The 15,497-nt window shown below is 44.6% G+C and carries 14 protein-coding genes; 4 read left to right on the top strand and 10 right to left on the bottom strand.

The features are described from left to right. Positions 1 to 21: 21 nt before the first annotated feature. Both V7R35_RS06535 and V7R35_RS06530 read right to left on the bottom strand, forming a co-directional pair. Complete coding sequence (locus tag V7R35_RS06535) at positions 22 to 480, bottom strand: MerC domain-containing protein (RefSeq protein WP_334013925.1); 459 nt, start codon at positions 478 to 480, stop codon at positions 22 to 24. A gap of 68 nt (positions 481 to 548) precedes the next feature. Further along, positions 549 to 1,085 (bottom strand): ZrgA family zinc uptake protein, encoded by a 537-nt coding sequence (locus tag V7R35_RS06530; RefSeq protein ID WP_334013924.1) that lies wholly within the window; start codon positions 1,083 to 1,085, stop codon positions 549 to 551. A 129-nt stretch (positions 1,086 to 1,214) separates the two neighbouring features. On the opposite strand from V7R35_RS06530, the gene V7R35_RS06525 reads away from it, so the two are divergent. Both V7R35_RS06525 and V7R35_RS06520 read left to right on the top strand, forming a co-directional pair. After that, the gene (locus V7R35_RS06525) at positions 1,215 to 3,659 is read left to right on the top strand and encodes a TonB-dependent receptor (RefSeq protein ID WP_334013923.1); all 2,445 of its coding nucleotides are present in this window, start codon (positions 1,215 to 1,217) and stop codon (positions 3,657 to 3,659) included. Positions 3,660 to 3,690: 31 nt separating this feature from the next. Next, positions 3,691 to 5,091: a 5-methyltetrahydrofolate--homocysteine methyltransferase gene (locus tag V7R35_RS06520; RefSeq protein ID WP_334013922.1), complete on the top strand. Its 1,401-nt coding sequence runs from the start codon at positions 3,691 to 3,693 to the stop codon at positions 5,089 to 5,091. Positions 5,092 to 5,141: 50 nt separating this feature from the next. On the opposite strand, the gene V7R35_RS06515 is transcribed toward V7R35_RS06520, so the two are convergent. The 6 genes from V7R35_RS06515 to V7R35_RS06490 all read right to left on the bottom strand — a co-directional run bounded on the left by V7R35_RS06515 (position 5,142) and on the right by V7R35_RS06490 (position 9,933). Next, complete coding sequence (locus V7R35_RS06515; protein ID WP_334013921.1) at positions 5,142 to 5,993, bottom strand: pirin family protein; 852 nt, start codon at positions 5,991 to 5,993, stop codon at positions 5,142 to 5,144. Between the two features lie 12 nt (positions 5,994 to 6,005). Continuing rightward, positions 6,006 to 7,766, bottom strand: a complete 1,761-nt coding sequence (locus tag V7R35_RS06510) for an amidohydrolase (protein WP_334013920.1) — start codon at positions 7,764 to 7,766, stop codon at positions 6,006 to 6,008. Then, entirely contained in the window at positions 7,766 to 8,140 is a 375-nt protein-coding gene (locus V7R35_RS06505) for a c-type cytochrome (RefSeq protein ID WP_334013919.1), read from the bottom strand. Before V7R35_RS06505 ends, V7R35_RS06510 begins: the two co-directional genes overlap by 1 nt. Positions 8,141 to 8,209: 69 nt before the next feature. Next, the gene (locus tag V7R35_RS06500; protein WP_334013918.1) at positions 8,210 to 8,920 is read right to left on the bottom strand and encodes a hydrolase; all 711 of its coding nucleotides are present in this window, start codon (positions 8,918 to 8,920) and stop codon (positions 8,210 to 8,212) included. A 247-nt stretch (positions 8,921 to 9,167) separates the two neighbouring features. Continuing rightward, the gene (locus V7R35_RS06495; RefSeq protein ID WP_334013917.1) at positions 9,168 to 9,344 is read right to left on the bottom strand and encodes a hypothetical protein; all 177 of its coding nucleotides are present in this window, start codon (positions 9,342 to 9,344) and stop codon (positions 9,168 to 9,170) included. A gap of 148 nt (positions 9,345 to 9,492) precedes the next feature. Further along, positions 9,493 to 9,933: a hypothetical protein gene (locus V7R35_RS06490; RefSeq protein WP_334013915.1), complete on the bottom strand. Its 441-nt coding sequence runs from the start codon at positions 9,931 to 9,933 to the stop codon at positions 9,493 to 9,495. A gap of 165 nt (positions 9,934 to 10,098) precedes the next feature. Here V7R35_RS06490 and V7R35_RS06485 point away from each other — a divergent pair, with 165 nt between their 5' ends. Then, on the top strand, positions 10,099 to 10,860 hold the full coding sequence (locus tag V7R35_RS06485) for a sulfite exporter TauE/SafE family protein (protein WP_438823450.1): 762 nt from the start codon (positions 10,099 to 10,101) through the stop codon (positions 10,858 to 10,860). 59 nt (positions 10,861 to 10,919) lie between these two features. Here the strand turns inward: V7R35_RS06485 and V7R35_RS06480 are convergent, their stop codons facing one another. Beyond that, complete coding sequence (locus V7R35_RS06480) at positions 10,920 to 13,010, bottom strand: TonB-dependent receptor (RefSeq protein ID WP_334013913.1); 2,091 nt, start codon at positions 13,008 to 13,010, stop codon at positions 10,920 to 10,922. Positions 13,011 to 13,068: 58 nt separating this feature from the next. Then, positions 13,069 to 13,494 (bottom strand): hypothetical protein, encoded by a 426-nt coding sequence (locus tag V7R35_RS06475; RefSeq protein ID WP_334013912.1) that lies wholly within the window; start codon positions 13,492 to 13,494, stop codon positions 13,069 to 13,071. Positions 13,495 to 13,868: 374 nt separating this feature from the next. On the opposite strand from V7R35_RS06475, the gene V7R35_RS06470 reads away from it, so the two are divergent. After that, positions 13,869 to 15,461 (top strand): S8 family serine peptidase, encoded by a 1,593-nt coding sequence (locus V7R35_RS06470; protein ID WP_334013911.1) that lies wholly within the window; start codon positions 13,869 to 13,871, stop codon positions 15,459 to 15,461. Positions 15,462 to 15,497 lie beyond the last annotated feature (36 nt).

Genomic DNA, 15,497 nt, shown 5'->3' with positions numbered 1-15,497 from the left:
TAGAAGAAGGCGTGCTGTTTATTATGCCTGCGTATATGACGTGTTGGTTTGGCGTAGTCGATAATTAGCAGTGTGAGCAATTACCACAAAAATTGAAGCAACAATGGTGATATAGGTTTCGCTGTTTTCTCCTAAGTCGTGTAGGTCTATTTGCAAAGACGACATCAGAGCGCTTTCAAGCAACATTGGTGAGCACAACAGAACTAGGCCAACCATGCCCATACTTAATACCCATGCTTGTTTGTGATGACGAAAACCCAGTGTGAGAGCGAGAAGACCAGCAGGTAAGATAAAGAATAAAAGCGCATTATGAAGGGTTTCGCCGCTAAAAATGCTATATGCGGCTAGAGAGGGCACAGCTACCAGTAATAAAGGGGTAGCAATACAATGCAAAATACAAAGTGACGACAGCACCATGGCCAATCGGTCGGACATGATTTGTGTTTTACCAGTGCTATTTTGATAGGTTACGAGTGACATTGTCGCTCCTCTTTAAGATATGATTTCGGGTTTAAAGGTTAAAAGAGAAATAAGCCTTAGCGTACTGCTTAAAATCTGATAACAGCCTGATTACCTGATAACTTTACAGCGCTTTGTTGATTCATTGTTACCCAATGAGCATTCACCGTATGTAGCGCTTGCCATATCGCAAAGCCATTAAATGTTGCTGTGTTGATGCCGTTTGCACACTTAAGTAAATAGGCAGCACGAAAATCTTCATGTTTATCGTTTTCATGACTATGTTCTTCATGCTCATGCTCATGCTCATGCTCATGCGTTGTGGCAGCGGTAAGAATTGTAGGCACTTCTACCACTGTCTCTACAACGGAACATTTTTCATCGAGAGTAAATAAAACATCGAAATCGTCGAAAGTATTTCTGGAAGCGGCAACGGCTGAATGTTGTGCTTCGGTTTGCGGTGTATGCTCGAAACCTAGCACATCAGACGCAGGAAGTTGCAAAACAAACTGCCAATCCTTGCCTGCCTGCAAAACCTGAAGCGTACCAACTCCATGCTGATGCACAGCAGCATAAGATGGTGCAGAAAATAGGGCCATAACGGCAATTAAACGCAAAATAGTCATCGTCACCCTTCTCTTAAAACCTCACTTATTGCAAATGATTTTCACTCAACCCTTGCTTAATTGTTACATTGTAACATAACATATCCAGTAATTGTTATATTATCACATTTATTTGCAGAGGCTGTATTGATGAAACTTAGTCAGGTGGCAATAGGTATATCACTGTTATTGCCGGCGTCGCTAATGGCGCAAACCTTGAAGGGTGTTGTGACGAATACTCAGGGTAAACCAGTTGCGCAAGCAACAGTGGAAATTGAGCGTTTAAAGCGCTCTGTTTCAACAAACGAGAAAGGCGAATTTGTATTTTCTGATCTGTCTGCAGGAGATTATGACCTACATATTTTCGCACCAGGCTTTGCGCACTTACACAAAGAAACTGAAGTAAATGCCACCTCTGACAGCGTGGCAAACTTTGTACTGGCAAACAGTGCTATTGAGGTGATTGATGTTCATGCAACGCCTATGCACCTATCGGTAATGGAATCGGCAACACCAGTGAGTGTATTGTCGGGCGAAAACCTAAGGCGTCAGCAAGCTGCAACACTAGGTGACACCCTTGAAAAGCTACCGGGAGTTCAAACAAACTTCCACGGTAACGTTGCAAGTACACCTGTAATTCGCGGTCTTAGTGGTCCTCGCGTGCTTATTACACAAAACGGTTTAGATGTAAGTGATGTATCGCGTGTTGGTCCAGACCATGCGGTAGCGGGTGAAGCGTCTACAGCACAGCAAATTGAAGTACTTCGCGGCCCAGCAACATTGTTCTTCGGAAGCGGCGCTATTGGTGGTGTAGTAAACGTTGTAGACAAGCGTGTACCTACCTCTTCAGAAACTCGAGGTGAGTTCCTTGTTGAGTCGCAAAGTGTGAACGATCAAAAACTAGCCACGTTTAACATGACAACAGGCACAGACAATATTGGCGTGTATGTTGATGGTTTTTATCGTGATGCAAACGATTATGAAACACCAGTGGCCCCAGATATCGACGACCCAGATGGCGAGCGCAAAGTTGAAAACAGCGGTGAAGAGTCGAACGGCTTTACCCTTGGCACCAGCTATTTGTTTGATAAAGGCTATGTTGGCGTAGCTGTAGAGCAGTTTAATCGTGAATACGGTATTCCTGGCCACAGTCATGGTGGCGTAGACTCTGTTTTTGCTGACCTTGAGCAAACCCGTGTGCAGTTGCTTGGCGAATATGACGTGCGTGGTGAGTACATTCAAAGTGTTCACGTTCGAGCAGGCGTTACCGATTACGACCACGTAGAAATTGAAGGTAATTTTGCCGGTACGGAATTCAGCAACGAAACCGAAGAACTGCGTTTAGAAGTACTTCATCAGCCTTTCATGGGTTGGCAAGGTGGCCTGAGTATCCACTACAAAGGCAGTGATGTTTTCGCACAGGGCGAAGAAGCTTTCACACCACCTTCTGAAATGGAAATGTTCGCACTAGCGCTTATGGAAGAGCGTCATTTCGGCGATTTACTTATTCAACTTGGTGCAAGAGTAGAGCGTGTAACGCTAGATGCAGCAAGTGTACTACTTCCTGAGCTAGACGCACATGAGCACCATGATGACCACGATCATGATGAAGAAGGTCATGACGATGAGCATGACCATGGCGACGACCACGATCATGATCACGGCGAAAGCGAGCTAATTCGCCAGTTCACTACCGACCAAGAGTTCACTCCTGTGTCATTGTCAGCGGGTGCTGTTTATACAATTAATGAGAACTACAACGTAGGTATCTCATTATCGCGTTCACAGCGAGCACCGTCAGCGCAAGAGCTTCTGTCTTTTGGCCCACACATTGGTACACGTACCTATGAAATTGGTGCGCTGTTTGATTTGTCTGAAGAAGGCGAGTTCGTGCTTTCTGAGCAGCCTATCGACCTAGAAACCGCCAATAACATTGACCTTACATTCAGAAAAACTCAGGGCGATGTGGGCTTTGTATTCAACGCTTTCTACAACCAAGTAGATAACTACTACTACCAAGATGGAACAGGCTTATTCGCTGAAAGTGGTCACGACCATTCCCACGGTGAAGAGCACAGTCATGGCGATGAACACGACCATGGTGACGAACTCGGTGATGAAGGCCATGACGAGCACAGCGATGAGTTGCCGGTTTATTTATTCCGTTCAGCCGATGCTATCTTGCATGGATTTGAGTTCCAAATTGGCTGGCAAGCTACTGAAGCACTGAAAGTAGATGCATTTGCTGATTACGTTAAGGCGCGTCTAAAAGATGGCGGTGCGCTACCTCGTACGTCACCAATGCGTGTTGGTACACACATCCAGTACACACTAGATAACATTCGTGCTGATCTTGAAGTTACCCATTTCGCGAAGCAAGACGACATTTCGTCTTTCGAGACCGAGACCGACGGTTACACACTGGTCGATGCCACTGTAACTTACGACGTGCCGTTAGGTGACGTAGATTTATCGGTTTACTTAAGTGGTAAAAACTTAACTGACCAAGAAGCACGTGTTCACACTTCATTTCTTAAAGACATTGCACCACGCCCAGGTAGAAACCTAGCGTTTGGTGTTCGTGGCTATTTCTAAGAATTAAACAAAATAAAAAGGACCATTTTTCATGCAAAAGACAAAACTTTTCTTAGCCATAACGAGCGCCCTTATTCTGGTTGGTTGTGGTGATGCAGATACGACCATTGTAGAGCTTCCGCCTGTAGAAGCACCGGATGATGATCACGACCATGACCACGATGATGCTCATGATCACGGCGATGATTTTGAAATAGACAGTGAAGGCCGACTGGTTGTTACCGACGCGGCTTCGAATACGCTTACCGTATACGATTTAGACGACAATAGCGTACTAGACACTTTCCAAGCTACCTTCGACGGAAGCAGTGTAGTGTCTTCAGCAGATTTTCGTTTTGCTGTAATCAATAGCCGTAGCAACGGTGTTACTGAGTTTTTAGACGGCGGCCTGTGGCGTGAAGACCACGTAGAGCATTTACATGACTACGAAGAAGCGCCTTCATTTTCTGACTTTACCGTAGAAGGCAGTCAGCCTACGCATATTGTGACGTACGATGGTCAAATGGCTATCTTCTACGATGGTAATGCTGACACAAGTATGCCAGCTGGCGTGAAAGTGCTAACTGATATGCAAATTGCCAACGAAACGTCTGACGTACCTACGCTAGAATTCACGGTAAATATGCACGGTGTTGCCGAGCCTCGTGGCGATATGCTGATTAGCAGCGTGCGCCGTGACGATGCAGAAACAACCTCAACCAACCCAATACTTCCAGACAGTGTTGCGGTATTCCACTTCCACGATGGTGAATTTGAAGAAGAGCAGCGTTTCGACGGTGAGTGTGCAAACTTACATGGCGCAGCGCAAAACGAACTAGCAGTTGCGTTCGGCTGTAGCGATGGTGTGCTTGTGCTTAGTGAAGAAGACGAAGTATTCACAAGTAACTTGGTTGAGAATATCGACGCACTTGGTGAGCTTCGCGTAGGCACGCTGTACGGTCATGAACACGCACATGCTTTCATTGGTATTGCGTCTCAACACGGTGGCGGTAGCGCAATTCTTACTAACATTTCAGCTGAAACGCTTACGATGAGCGTTATCGATTGGCAGCCTGAAGAAGATGCAAAAGCGGTTGCTTACAGCTTTTCACATGAAGGTGAGTACTTCGCAATTCTAGACGACAAAGGTTTCCTTACGTTATTAGAAGCGCATGAAGAAGAAGGCGATACGCACTGGGAGTTTGCACATAAAATTGATGTAGCAAGCGCAAGTGCTGCAGACCTTGGCGAAGACCAAGCGTTCAGTATGTCTGCTTCAATGCACCGTGATGCAATTTATGTAACAGACCCAGTAGCACAAACAGTTATTGCGGTAGATGCAGAAACTGAAACAGCAGAAACGCTGCTTACGCTTGATTTTGTTCCTGGCAGTGCAGTGTGGTTAGGTATTGCTGAATCGAACGACCACGATGATGATCACAATCACGATTAATCGTTGATTGTATTAAGAGAAAGGTCGCCAATTAGGCGACCTTTTTTGTATCAGGGCAGCGGAATAAATTCGCGGTCATCGCCGGGAATGGTGGGAAACTGTCCATTCTTCCAACGTGCTTCAGCTTCTTCAATTTTCTCTTTTGAATACGCAAGAAAGTTCCACTTTAAGATAGGTTGTTTAGGCAGCGCGTAGCCGCCCAGTAAAAAGTAACGGCTATTTTGTAAGGTGGTGATATGGCTCTCATCGTCAAGCAAGACAAACTCGCCGGCTTCAAAATTACTATCACCAATTTCCACACTTCCTGAAATAACATAGCAAGCGGTTTGCGATGTGCCGCAAGGGCGTTCTATTGCGGCACCGGCTTCTGTTATGACGTCTAGATAAAACATAGGTGAATAGGTTTTTACCGGTGAAGTATAGCCGTAGGCCTCACCTGCAATTAAGCGCATAAGTACTTTTTCACGGTGTATATAGGGCAATTGAGCTTTATTGACGTGTATAAAGCTGGGCTCCATATCGGCTTTCTCTTCCGGTAGCGCAATCCAGCATTGAAGGCCGTTTAACACGTGGTCGCTACCACGCGTTTCTATGGTTTCCCTTTCCGAATGCACTATGCCCTTACCTGCTGTCATCCAGTTAACATCGCCGGGCTGAATTTCTTGAATAGTGCCCAAGCTGTCGCGGTGAAGCATACTGCCTTCCATCAAATAGCTTATGGTGGCTAACCCAATATGCGGGTGGGGTCTTACGTTAATCCCGCTGCCAGCAGGAAAGTGTGCGGGCCCCATGTGGTCAACAAAAACAAAAGGCCCTATGCTTCTTGCTTCAATATGAGGAATGATTCGGCTAACCGAGAAACCGCCTAAATCTTTTTTGTGTGATGTAATCAATTTTGCCATGGGTAAACTCGCTTAGCGTTGTTCAGTGAAATTAACCGGCGACCACGAAGGTATCGCTTTTATTGGCGCTTTATGCAAATGCGTAAATTCATCTTTATCTGCAAATACAACCTTACCACCTACAACGGTAAGTTGAGATTGTGTGTTAAGCAATGCTTCTTCGTTAACATTCAATATGTCGTGATTAAGAATAGCAAAGTCAGCATAAAATCCGGGGGCTAATTGGCCTTTTACATTTTCTTCGCCCGACAGCGCAGCACTTCCTTGAGTAAAAAGCTTGAGTGCTTGTATACGGCTAATGGGTTTACTGCCAATATCAAACTGCCCAATCGTTTTACCTGTTACCGCCCAGTAATACGTGGCCCACGGGTTAAAACTGGAAACCCGAGTGCCATCGGTACCTAAGCCCACTGTTATGCCTGCATCTAACATAGCGTGAATGGGCGGTGTTCGGGAAGCTTGTGTTTTGCCATAGCGTGAAACAAAGTCTTCGCCAGCAAATGCCATACGACCTTGCACCGCAATAGCGCCGCCTAACGCTTTAACACGCTTTATGTTGCTCTTGGAGATAGTTTCAGCGTGATCAATTATCCAACGTACACTGTCTACACGCTGTGTCTTATTAACCTTTTCCAAAACATTGAGTATTCGAGTTATCGATTCATCATAGGTAGCGTGTAGTCTAAACGGCCACTTTTCAAGAAGATGAAGTCGAATAACTTCTTCTAGGGCGTGCTCGGCCTCACTTGGAAGTTCAGGACGCGGGGCACGGAAATTCTCATAATCAGACGCTTTGTAGGTAAGTAATTCACCGCCACCTTCTATCACATAACCATTGTCTAAATGCGTATGATGGTTTTCGTTGGCCTCAAATTTATGCATCCACTGCATAAAGTGCAGCATTTCATTAGCGGGCACCTGCGGAAAAAGGTAGTTTGATACACGCAAAGGTAATTCGCCTTGCTTCGCTAAAGTTTCGCTAGCTGCGTAATCATCAGGGAAACTGTGACCGCCGCCTCCAGCATCTACCACGCTGGTTACGCCAAGACTCAGTAATTTACGATAAAACTGACGGCTAGAATTTAACTGCTCTTCTGCATCCATTTGAGGCAAAGCGGCAATCGTTTTATACAAAATCATTGGGTTTGGCTGTGCCAGCAAAACACCAGTAGGAACACCGTTTGCGTCTCGTTCAATAACGCTACCCTCTGGGGCTTGGGTTTCACGCGTAATACCCAATACTTCTAATGCTTTTTGATTGAGCACTGCACCAGAGTATAGATGCAGCACAAAAACTGGCGTGTTCGGTGCGATAGCGGTTAACTCTTGTGGGGTAGGCAAACGCTTTTCTTTAAATTGGTAAGGGCTGAAACCGCCAACCACTCGTACCCACTGTCCTTCAGGCGTGCGTTCAGCCTGCTCTTTAATCATTTGAAGGCCTTGTTCTAACGTCGTGATACCTTCCCAGCGGGTTTCTAAATTATAAAATCGGCCACCCCGTGTAACGTGAAGGTGTGAGTCATTAATACCTGGAATGAGTCGCTTGCCCTTGGCATCAATTATGGTGGTACTGTCGTCAGTCTCGGCTAGTAAAGCATCTGCGTTATTTGAAAAATGGCTAAACACGCCATTTTCAACACTCACTGCAGAATAGTGATTACCATGAAAATCGGTGATGTTAGCGTTAACAACGATAAGCTCAGGAGCGGCCATTAATGCTGCACTAAACAATGACGTTGTTGCCGTTATGGCAGTAAGAAGAGTTTTAATCATTACTTTTCCTTAGAAGTTAAAACCTGTGCTTGTTTGCCTGCTTGTGATGAAAAGTAAGTAGCAAGCGCATTGATTTCAGCATCGCTTAAACCCGATGCATTGGGGCGCATGATGCTTGCCATCCCGCCTTTGCGTTTACCATCTCTATAAGCTTTTAACGCATACACTAAATACTTTTTGTTTTGCCCTGCTAAATTCGGGTTGCTTTCGATAGTAGAAATGCCCGTTTCGCCGTGACAGCCCATACAGTATTGTGAAAGCGCCCGCCCTTGGGCGTATTGCGTATCCTCTGCATTAGCGTTGGCAGCAAACGCATTGGCAGTGGCCAAAACCGTTAAGTTACAGAATATGAAAAATAGAGTGATCGCTTTCATCACATGCTCCTTACTTTGAAGGCGGCAGCCTTTTATCTGCTGCCGCAAAGCGTTTTGTTAGCGTAAGGTTTACTGGCCTTCTTTGGCGTTAAACATTTCAGTAGCGTAGATAAGACCTAGGCCATAACCACCAGCGTGTTCTTTTGCAATGTCTGTAACATCTACGTAGGTGTCAGTGCGAGCCCAGTCACGTTGTAGTTCAAGTAGGTATTGCAACCACGTTATTGGCTGTGCGCCGGCTTGTATCATGCGCTGAACCGCCATATCGTGTGCTTCTTTCGATACGCCGCCAGATGCATCAGTAACGAAATACACTTCGTAACCTTCTTCAATGGCTGATAATACTGGGCCTACGCCACACACTTCAGTCCACAATGCAGCGATAACAATCTTGTTCTTTTTAAAGCTTTTAACTTTGTCTGTTACGCGCTTGTCTTCCCATGTATTCATGGTTGTGCGGTCGATAGGTCGTTGTTCTGGAAACACCGCTTTTAACTCAGGGAAAAGAGGACCGCTAAACGATTTCTCTGCAACCGTCGTCAAAATAGTCGGCACGTTAAACGCCTTTGCTGATTTAGCTAGGCCGGTAACGTTGTTGCGCACATCTTCTATAGAGTGAGAACGAGTAGCAAAGGCCATTTGAGGCTGATGGTCGATTAAAATAACTGTGTGGTTATCCGGAGTAAGTAGGCTAGATGCTGGTTCGCCTGCGTGAACAGATGGAGCAAGTAGTGATAAGCCCGTTACAAGTGTTGCCATAGATTTTTTAAAATTGAACATGATGCTTTCCTATTGGTTAAAGAGAATGAGGTACTTCGTAAACCTTGGAAATAATCTTACGTTCTATTTGTTGTGTTTAAAATGCGTAAAAAACACTCTTATTATTCTAATAAATAGAATTCATATTTGAGAAGTAAGGGGACTAATAAGCTATGAGAGTATTAGAGCGCTGAGTGAACCTAGCAAAGCTGGCGACGCTTGGTGAGAGCCAGCAAATAGAGCAGGTAGTGGAAACAAATATTTAGGTCTAAGCTTCAAAGATATAAACGACAAAAACGGTACGCTGTTCTATACAGTCTTGAATATCCTTTTCAGTTAGTCCGCTGTTAGCCAATACTTCTTTAGCAATGTCTTTAGCACCTTCGGTGCTATCTTCATTGAGTAGCGTTGCTAACGCTTTATCTAGATAAGGGGCTGTAGGCATACAAATACACCAGAACAACGGTTTCAGGCTTAAACGTGCGGTGAATAAGGCGCGATCATTAATTTTTGCAATGACTGGCTAAGCTTTTAATTATCAAAACAATTAAAAAAGGGCACTAAAGCGCCCTTTTTTGCAAAGCAATATAAACTTAGCCATTAAATGCTTTGTTGTACTGCTTAGCGAATTTTGCAAGTGCCATACCGTTACAAGCTACTTCAGATGGGTTAACGTTAGTTGCTAGTTTAGCTTTAGTGAACTCAACGTTAGATGTAGCAGCTGCAATACATAGTTTGCTTTCGAAAGACTGAGTCGCTTCTTCGAAAATTGCATTAATATTTGTATTGCTTTTCTCTGCTTTTTTGTAAGCACGTGCGAAATCAGCAATTGGTGTTTCGTTGCACAGTACTTGGTCTTGGCTGATTGTGCGAATGTTGTTTTGGCGAAGTACGTCTTCAAGTGAGCTGTTAGATTCTACAGCTGCAACGCAAGCCTTTGTAAATTCAGAGCTGTCGCTTGGTTCTAACTCGAAAGCATTAGCAGTAGATGTGATTGCAGTAACAGCAAAAAGCGGCAATAAAAATTTAAACATGACCATTCCTGTAGGGTAAGTGTTAATCAAAAAATCATCAAAAGCTGTGCGCATTTTAACCATTTTCTCAACTTAAGCAATTGAGTATTATTTTTATTTTGGATTAGATTTTCTAATCTAAATGATCCCAAATTGTCACATTTGTAGGGGAAGTGTTAATTGGATATGTTGGAAACGTTATTAACGGCAAATGAAGCCGTTGCTCCCTCAGTAGTGCTGGTTCTTATTGTGGCTTCTTTCTTCACGTCGTTAATGACAGCGACGGTTGGCATTGGCGGCGGTGTGCTACTTTTGGCAGTTATGGCCGGAAGCCTTCCTGTTGCGGCGTTAATCCCCGTTCACGGGCTTGTTCAGTTAGGTTCTAACGGCAATCGAGCTGTGATGACACTTAAACATATAGATTGGAATATGCTTAAGTTTTTTGCTTTAGGTGCGGTAATTGGGGCCTTTCTTGCGTCATTTGTTGTCGTTCAGCTGCCGCTTGTGTTTATTCAGTTCGCTGTAGCGACATTTATTTTATTTTTGGTCTGGGGGAGTAAACCTAAGGCACAAGAAATGAAGCCCGCAGGGCGAGTTATGGCCGGTTTTGTGACTACATTGGTGTCGATGTTTGTAGGTGCTACTGGGCCGTTGGTTGCTGCTTTCGTTCATCGGAACAATTACAGCAAAATGCAAATTACTGGCACTTTTGCTAGCTGCATGACGCTTCAACATGGGTTAAAAGCCTTTGTGTTTACGTTTGTTGGGTTCTCTTTTGTGCAATGGGCTGGGTTGATAGTCGCCATGGTACTAAGCGGCGCGTTTGGCACTTACATTGGTTTGAAAGTGTTAAAGCGTGTTCCAACACAAAAATTCATGGTGGCTTTTAAGCTGGTAGTCACCTTACTTGCTTTTAGGCTGTTATGGCAGGCTTTTCAAAGTATGTAGATTGGGTAGCTAACGATTGTTTGCCCTTTATGAAAGGGCAAACAATGTATGCTACTCATTTAAAATTGATAGCTGAATGACATTTGCAATTCCTGACCTGCCCCTGGCAGGCGCTCACCTACTGCAACTGATGTATTCATTATTCTATTAACGCCACCCGTATGCGGTGTGTAGTGTTTATCGAATACATTATTCGCACTTACCGTAATTTGCATGGCAGGTGTTACTTGCCACAGTGCGCTTAAATGTACTAGCCCATATCCTGCGGTTTCTTGTTCATTTTGCAGCATAGACACATGACTCTGTCGCCCTGCAAGTTCAGACGTTACATTAAAAAACGCAGGTGAATCAAACAGTGTAGATGCCCACTGAAGGCGAGTAATCAATTGTTCAGGCGCGATTCTGAATAATGCATCATCAATGTCGTCTCGATTTCCATGTTGAAAGCTTGCAACCATGTTAAGGCTAAGCGAACCCGAAATATCGCCGGTTACGGTAATGTCAGCACCTTTAATGACGGCATCGGTATTTGTCCACTGAAAAGGCGCTCGTCCTGACATCATAGTAGACACCATGTTTGCTGCCATGTTCATACTAGGGCTACCTGTAATATAGTTTTCAATATCTTGGTAGAACAAACGAGGGGAGACAGTCCACTTGCTAAATGACATGTCCAGTCCAATTTCAAACTGTCTTGCTGTCTCATGGGTTAAATCAAGTCTGCCAATATAATTAAACCCATCTGCCATACCGCCCGTTATTCCTAACGGCAGCCATGTATATCGCTCGAAGTACGTTGGCGCTCTGTTTTTCTGTGAAATGCCCAGCACGATGTTAGTGTGCTCAGTAAAGTGATATGCCGTGGTAGCTGCAATATCAATCATGTTGTCGCTTTGACTACGATCTGCACTGTTGAAAGTATTTACTAGTGTAGCGATGGCATCGTTCATCATTACCATATTTGAGCCAGCAAGGCCTGCATCAGTTTCAACACGGGTGGCGCGGATACCCAACGTACTTTCATAAGTTGATGATGCGATATCCCATTGTGCAAACACACTCCCCGTGTCACGCTCTACCTTCGTGAAATTATTTACGAAAAACATGGCATTGTTCGGATTAGTGATAACGGAGTTATTTCTGTGATGTTGTACGTCAACACCGAGTGTTAGTGTGCCAGACAAAAGTAGCTGTGTGTAAGTAGCATTTATGCCCTGAGCCACTGAGTCGGTGTCATTTTGCCGTGCCATGGCTGGGGTCATTGGCATGCGCTGTGAAAAATTATCCATAATATGCTGGTTGTCATTGCCAAACACACTAATTGATAATAAACGATCTTCAGTATGACTGTATTGATACCCAAGTCGATACCATGCTGCGTCAATAAACTTGATATCCATCGCAAGTGCTGGTGTGCCGCTTTCATTCGTATTTAGCGTTTGATAACTCACATCGAATTGATGTTTGCCTAACTCGTACCCCGCCCGCAGTTTCGCGCCATTACGTAGGTAATTGCTGTTGGGTATCTCAACATCATTTCCTGATTCACGCTTATCTCGCTGCTGGTACATAAATGCGCCGCTCACAAATGCATTATCAGAGGCGTAGAAAGCGTTGCTCTGAAACTGCTGTGCACTACCGGGAGTTGTGAAGCTGGTATTTATATTACCTTGAAAACCGTTAGCCATAGAAAAGAGGCCAGCTGCGTCTGACTGAATATTCAATTTGCCGCCGAGCGTTTGTATGCCCGCGCTCACGGGAGCAATTCCTCTGTACAGCGTTGCCGTAAGTCCTGGTTCGGGAAGTACATGAGATAGTGGAGAGTCCATCGCATTTGGCCCTGCGCCATTAATATCGACACCATCGATAGATACGCCAACACGATCGCCAAATAGCCCACGATATTGAATAAGCGCGGTAACCGGTCCGTTTCGTGAAATAGACAAGCCTGGAAGGCGCACAAGCTGATCGCCAAAATCAGCTTGTGTATTGGTGGTAGGCACAATGGTAGCTTGTTCGGTAAGCGTTATAGGTGAGCCTATAACAGTGATAACTTCAGTGGCCAGCGCCGAGCTTGGATATAAAGTAATAGATAGCAATGAAGTAGAAAGCGCAGCAGACAATGCTGTTGCAACAACAGTTTTTTTCATAACAGTTCCAAAAAATACTAAAAAAGAGGCACGTAAAAATTGTGCGATACGATTTTATTTACAGAATGTTATGAGGCGGGGCGCGGCCATGAGGCGCGGCATACGCAAATGCAGTGTAGGGATGCTGTGCAATACGTGTCATCAGAGCTTGATGACGAAGTTCTCTCGTTACAAGCGTTAGGTCCGCGGTAAGTGTAATAGGTTGGGGAATATCAGCTAACGTACTGTTGATACAATCAACATTGTGTGGCGGTGGACTTTCGAATTCATCTTCAAAGTCTGGACTAATAAAAACAAACCTACCCTCAAGCTCAGAAGCACTTACTGAGATGTAACGCATGTGCTTACCAGTACAGATCAACTCGATATCATCATCAGTGAAGGCTTGAGCTCGCTGCATCGAAAAAGAAGCCAGTCCAAATGCCAAAGCATTTTGAAATATGAGGCTCAAGCAAAGCAGTGTTGTGATGATGTGTCGGATCATTCCATGTCGCGGCTGTGTGTTATTCCCTAATAATAAACATAGCTTTGATGTTATGGCTAATTATTATTTTTCGCCGCAGTTGAGTGCTTCGTATATTTAACTACAAAGCGCGACATGCAAAGGAACGTCGACAGTACCAAAAAACAAATAAACCCTAGATTGCAACATCTGCAGCTAAGGGTAACTACCTATTTTCTTTTCACGCGACAATACGCAGTCTGTGTTTACGGTTTGTAAGTATTTTTGAAGTGTAAATGTAAGCTTACAGCGTAAAGTCGCTAAGCAGTATTTTGTACACAATGGATGATAAAACTAACTGCTCAGCACCTATACCAAGCATCGCAATGCGATGAAAAAACAAAATAGGTTGTACCATGTTGAAAATGAAATCTAGCAAAACTCTTGTTTTTGGTGCCGTAATGTCTGCATTGGGCGTATCTGCAACATCAAACGCACTTGGCCTTCCTAGGCATTTCCAAACAGAAGATTTACCCGGGATTATCGCACCAAGTAACACACCAACCGACAGGTACCTTGTAGAGGTTAGAGCTTCTGCTCTTACACACTCATCACTTGAAAATGTAGCAAACACTTTAACAGCGTCCTTAGGCGGTACGGTTAACAAAGTGCTTGATAAACATGGGCTCATTGCAATCTCATTAGACAAACAAGCGTTCAATGCAATTCTGAACCACCCATTGGTAGAAAGCGTTGAACTTGATGTAAAGCGTTACCTGAAAGCGCAAACGACCCCTTATGGCATTCCGATGGTACAGGCCGATCAAGTAAATCAGGCCGACACACAAGCCAAACGCGTTTGTGTTATCGATTCCGGATATAATTTAGGGCATCCTGATTTGCCGACCCAAAATGATGGTTTAACTGGTGAATCGAACAACTTTGCTGTGGGCAGTTGGAATCGCGACGGTAATGGCCACGGTACCCACGTTGCAGGTACGATTGCTGCAATAGATAACCAAGAAGGTGTAATTGGTGTTTACCCTGGTGTAAACATGCATATCGTCAAAATTTTCAATGATTTGGGGCAATGGACATTTGCGTCTGACCTGATTGATGGTATTGACCAGTGTAAACAAGCAGGGTCTGATGTTGTTAATATGAGCCTAGGTGGCAGTGGTTCATCTCAGTCTGAGGCTAATGCTATGCAGCAGTTCGTCGACGACGGCATGATACTGGTTGCTGCGGCAGGTAACGACGGTAACAGCGATAAATCTTATCCGGCATCATACGATGCAGTAGTATCGGTTGCAGCATTGGATAGCAGTGAAACGGTTGCGAGTTATTCACAGTTTAACGACCAAGTAGAGCTATCTGCGCCTGGTTCTTCAGTGCTTTCTACCTATCCGTCATCACGCTATGCGTCACTGAGTGGTACTTCAATGGCATCACCGCATGTAGCTGGCGCTATGGCATTGGTATGGAGCTTCTATCCACAGTGCACAGGAGAAGAAATAAGAAGTGTTATGGCCAGCAGTGCAAAAGATTTAGGCGCTCCAGGTTACGACATTAACTATGGTCATGGTCTTATTCAAATTACAGACGCACTTGCTACGCTTGCCAATGAGGGATGTGAAGCGCCTGCATTACCTGAAGAGCCTGTTATAGAACCTACACCTGAACCAGAACCACCAGTAGAAGAGAATGCCTCGTTAGACGAGACCGTAACAAACCTTAGTGGATCACGTGGAAGTTGGAAGCGTTTTGAAGTCGATGTACCAGCGACGGCAACAGTATTGAGAGTAACTATTGAAGGCGGTAACGGTGACGCAGATCTATACCTTAACTTTGGCGCTCAAACTCAGACCAATCGGTGGGATTGTCGTCCATACCGTTATGGCAATAATGAAGTGTGTACCTTCACTAATCCAGAAGCGGGTACATGGCATATTGGCGTTAGAGGCTATGACGCTTACAACGGCGTTACGCTGAATTACAAATACGAATAAAATGGATGTGGGAAAAGCGTTTAGCAAAACGCTAAA

The organism is Alteromonas sp. S167, assembly GCF_036864375.1.
GTDB lineage: Bacteria > Pseudomonadota > Gammaproteobacteria > Enterobacterales > Alteromonadaceae > Alteromonas.
This window is presented reverse-complemented; position numbering and strand designations above follow the sequence as displayed.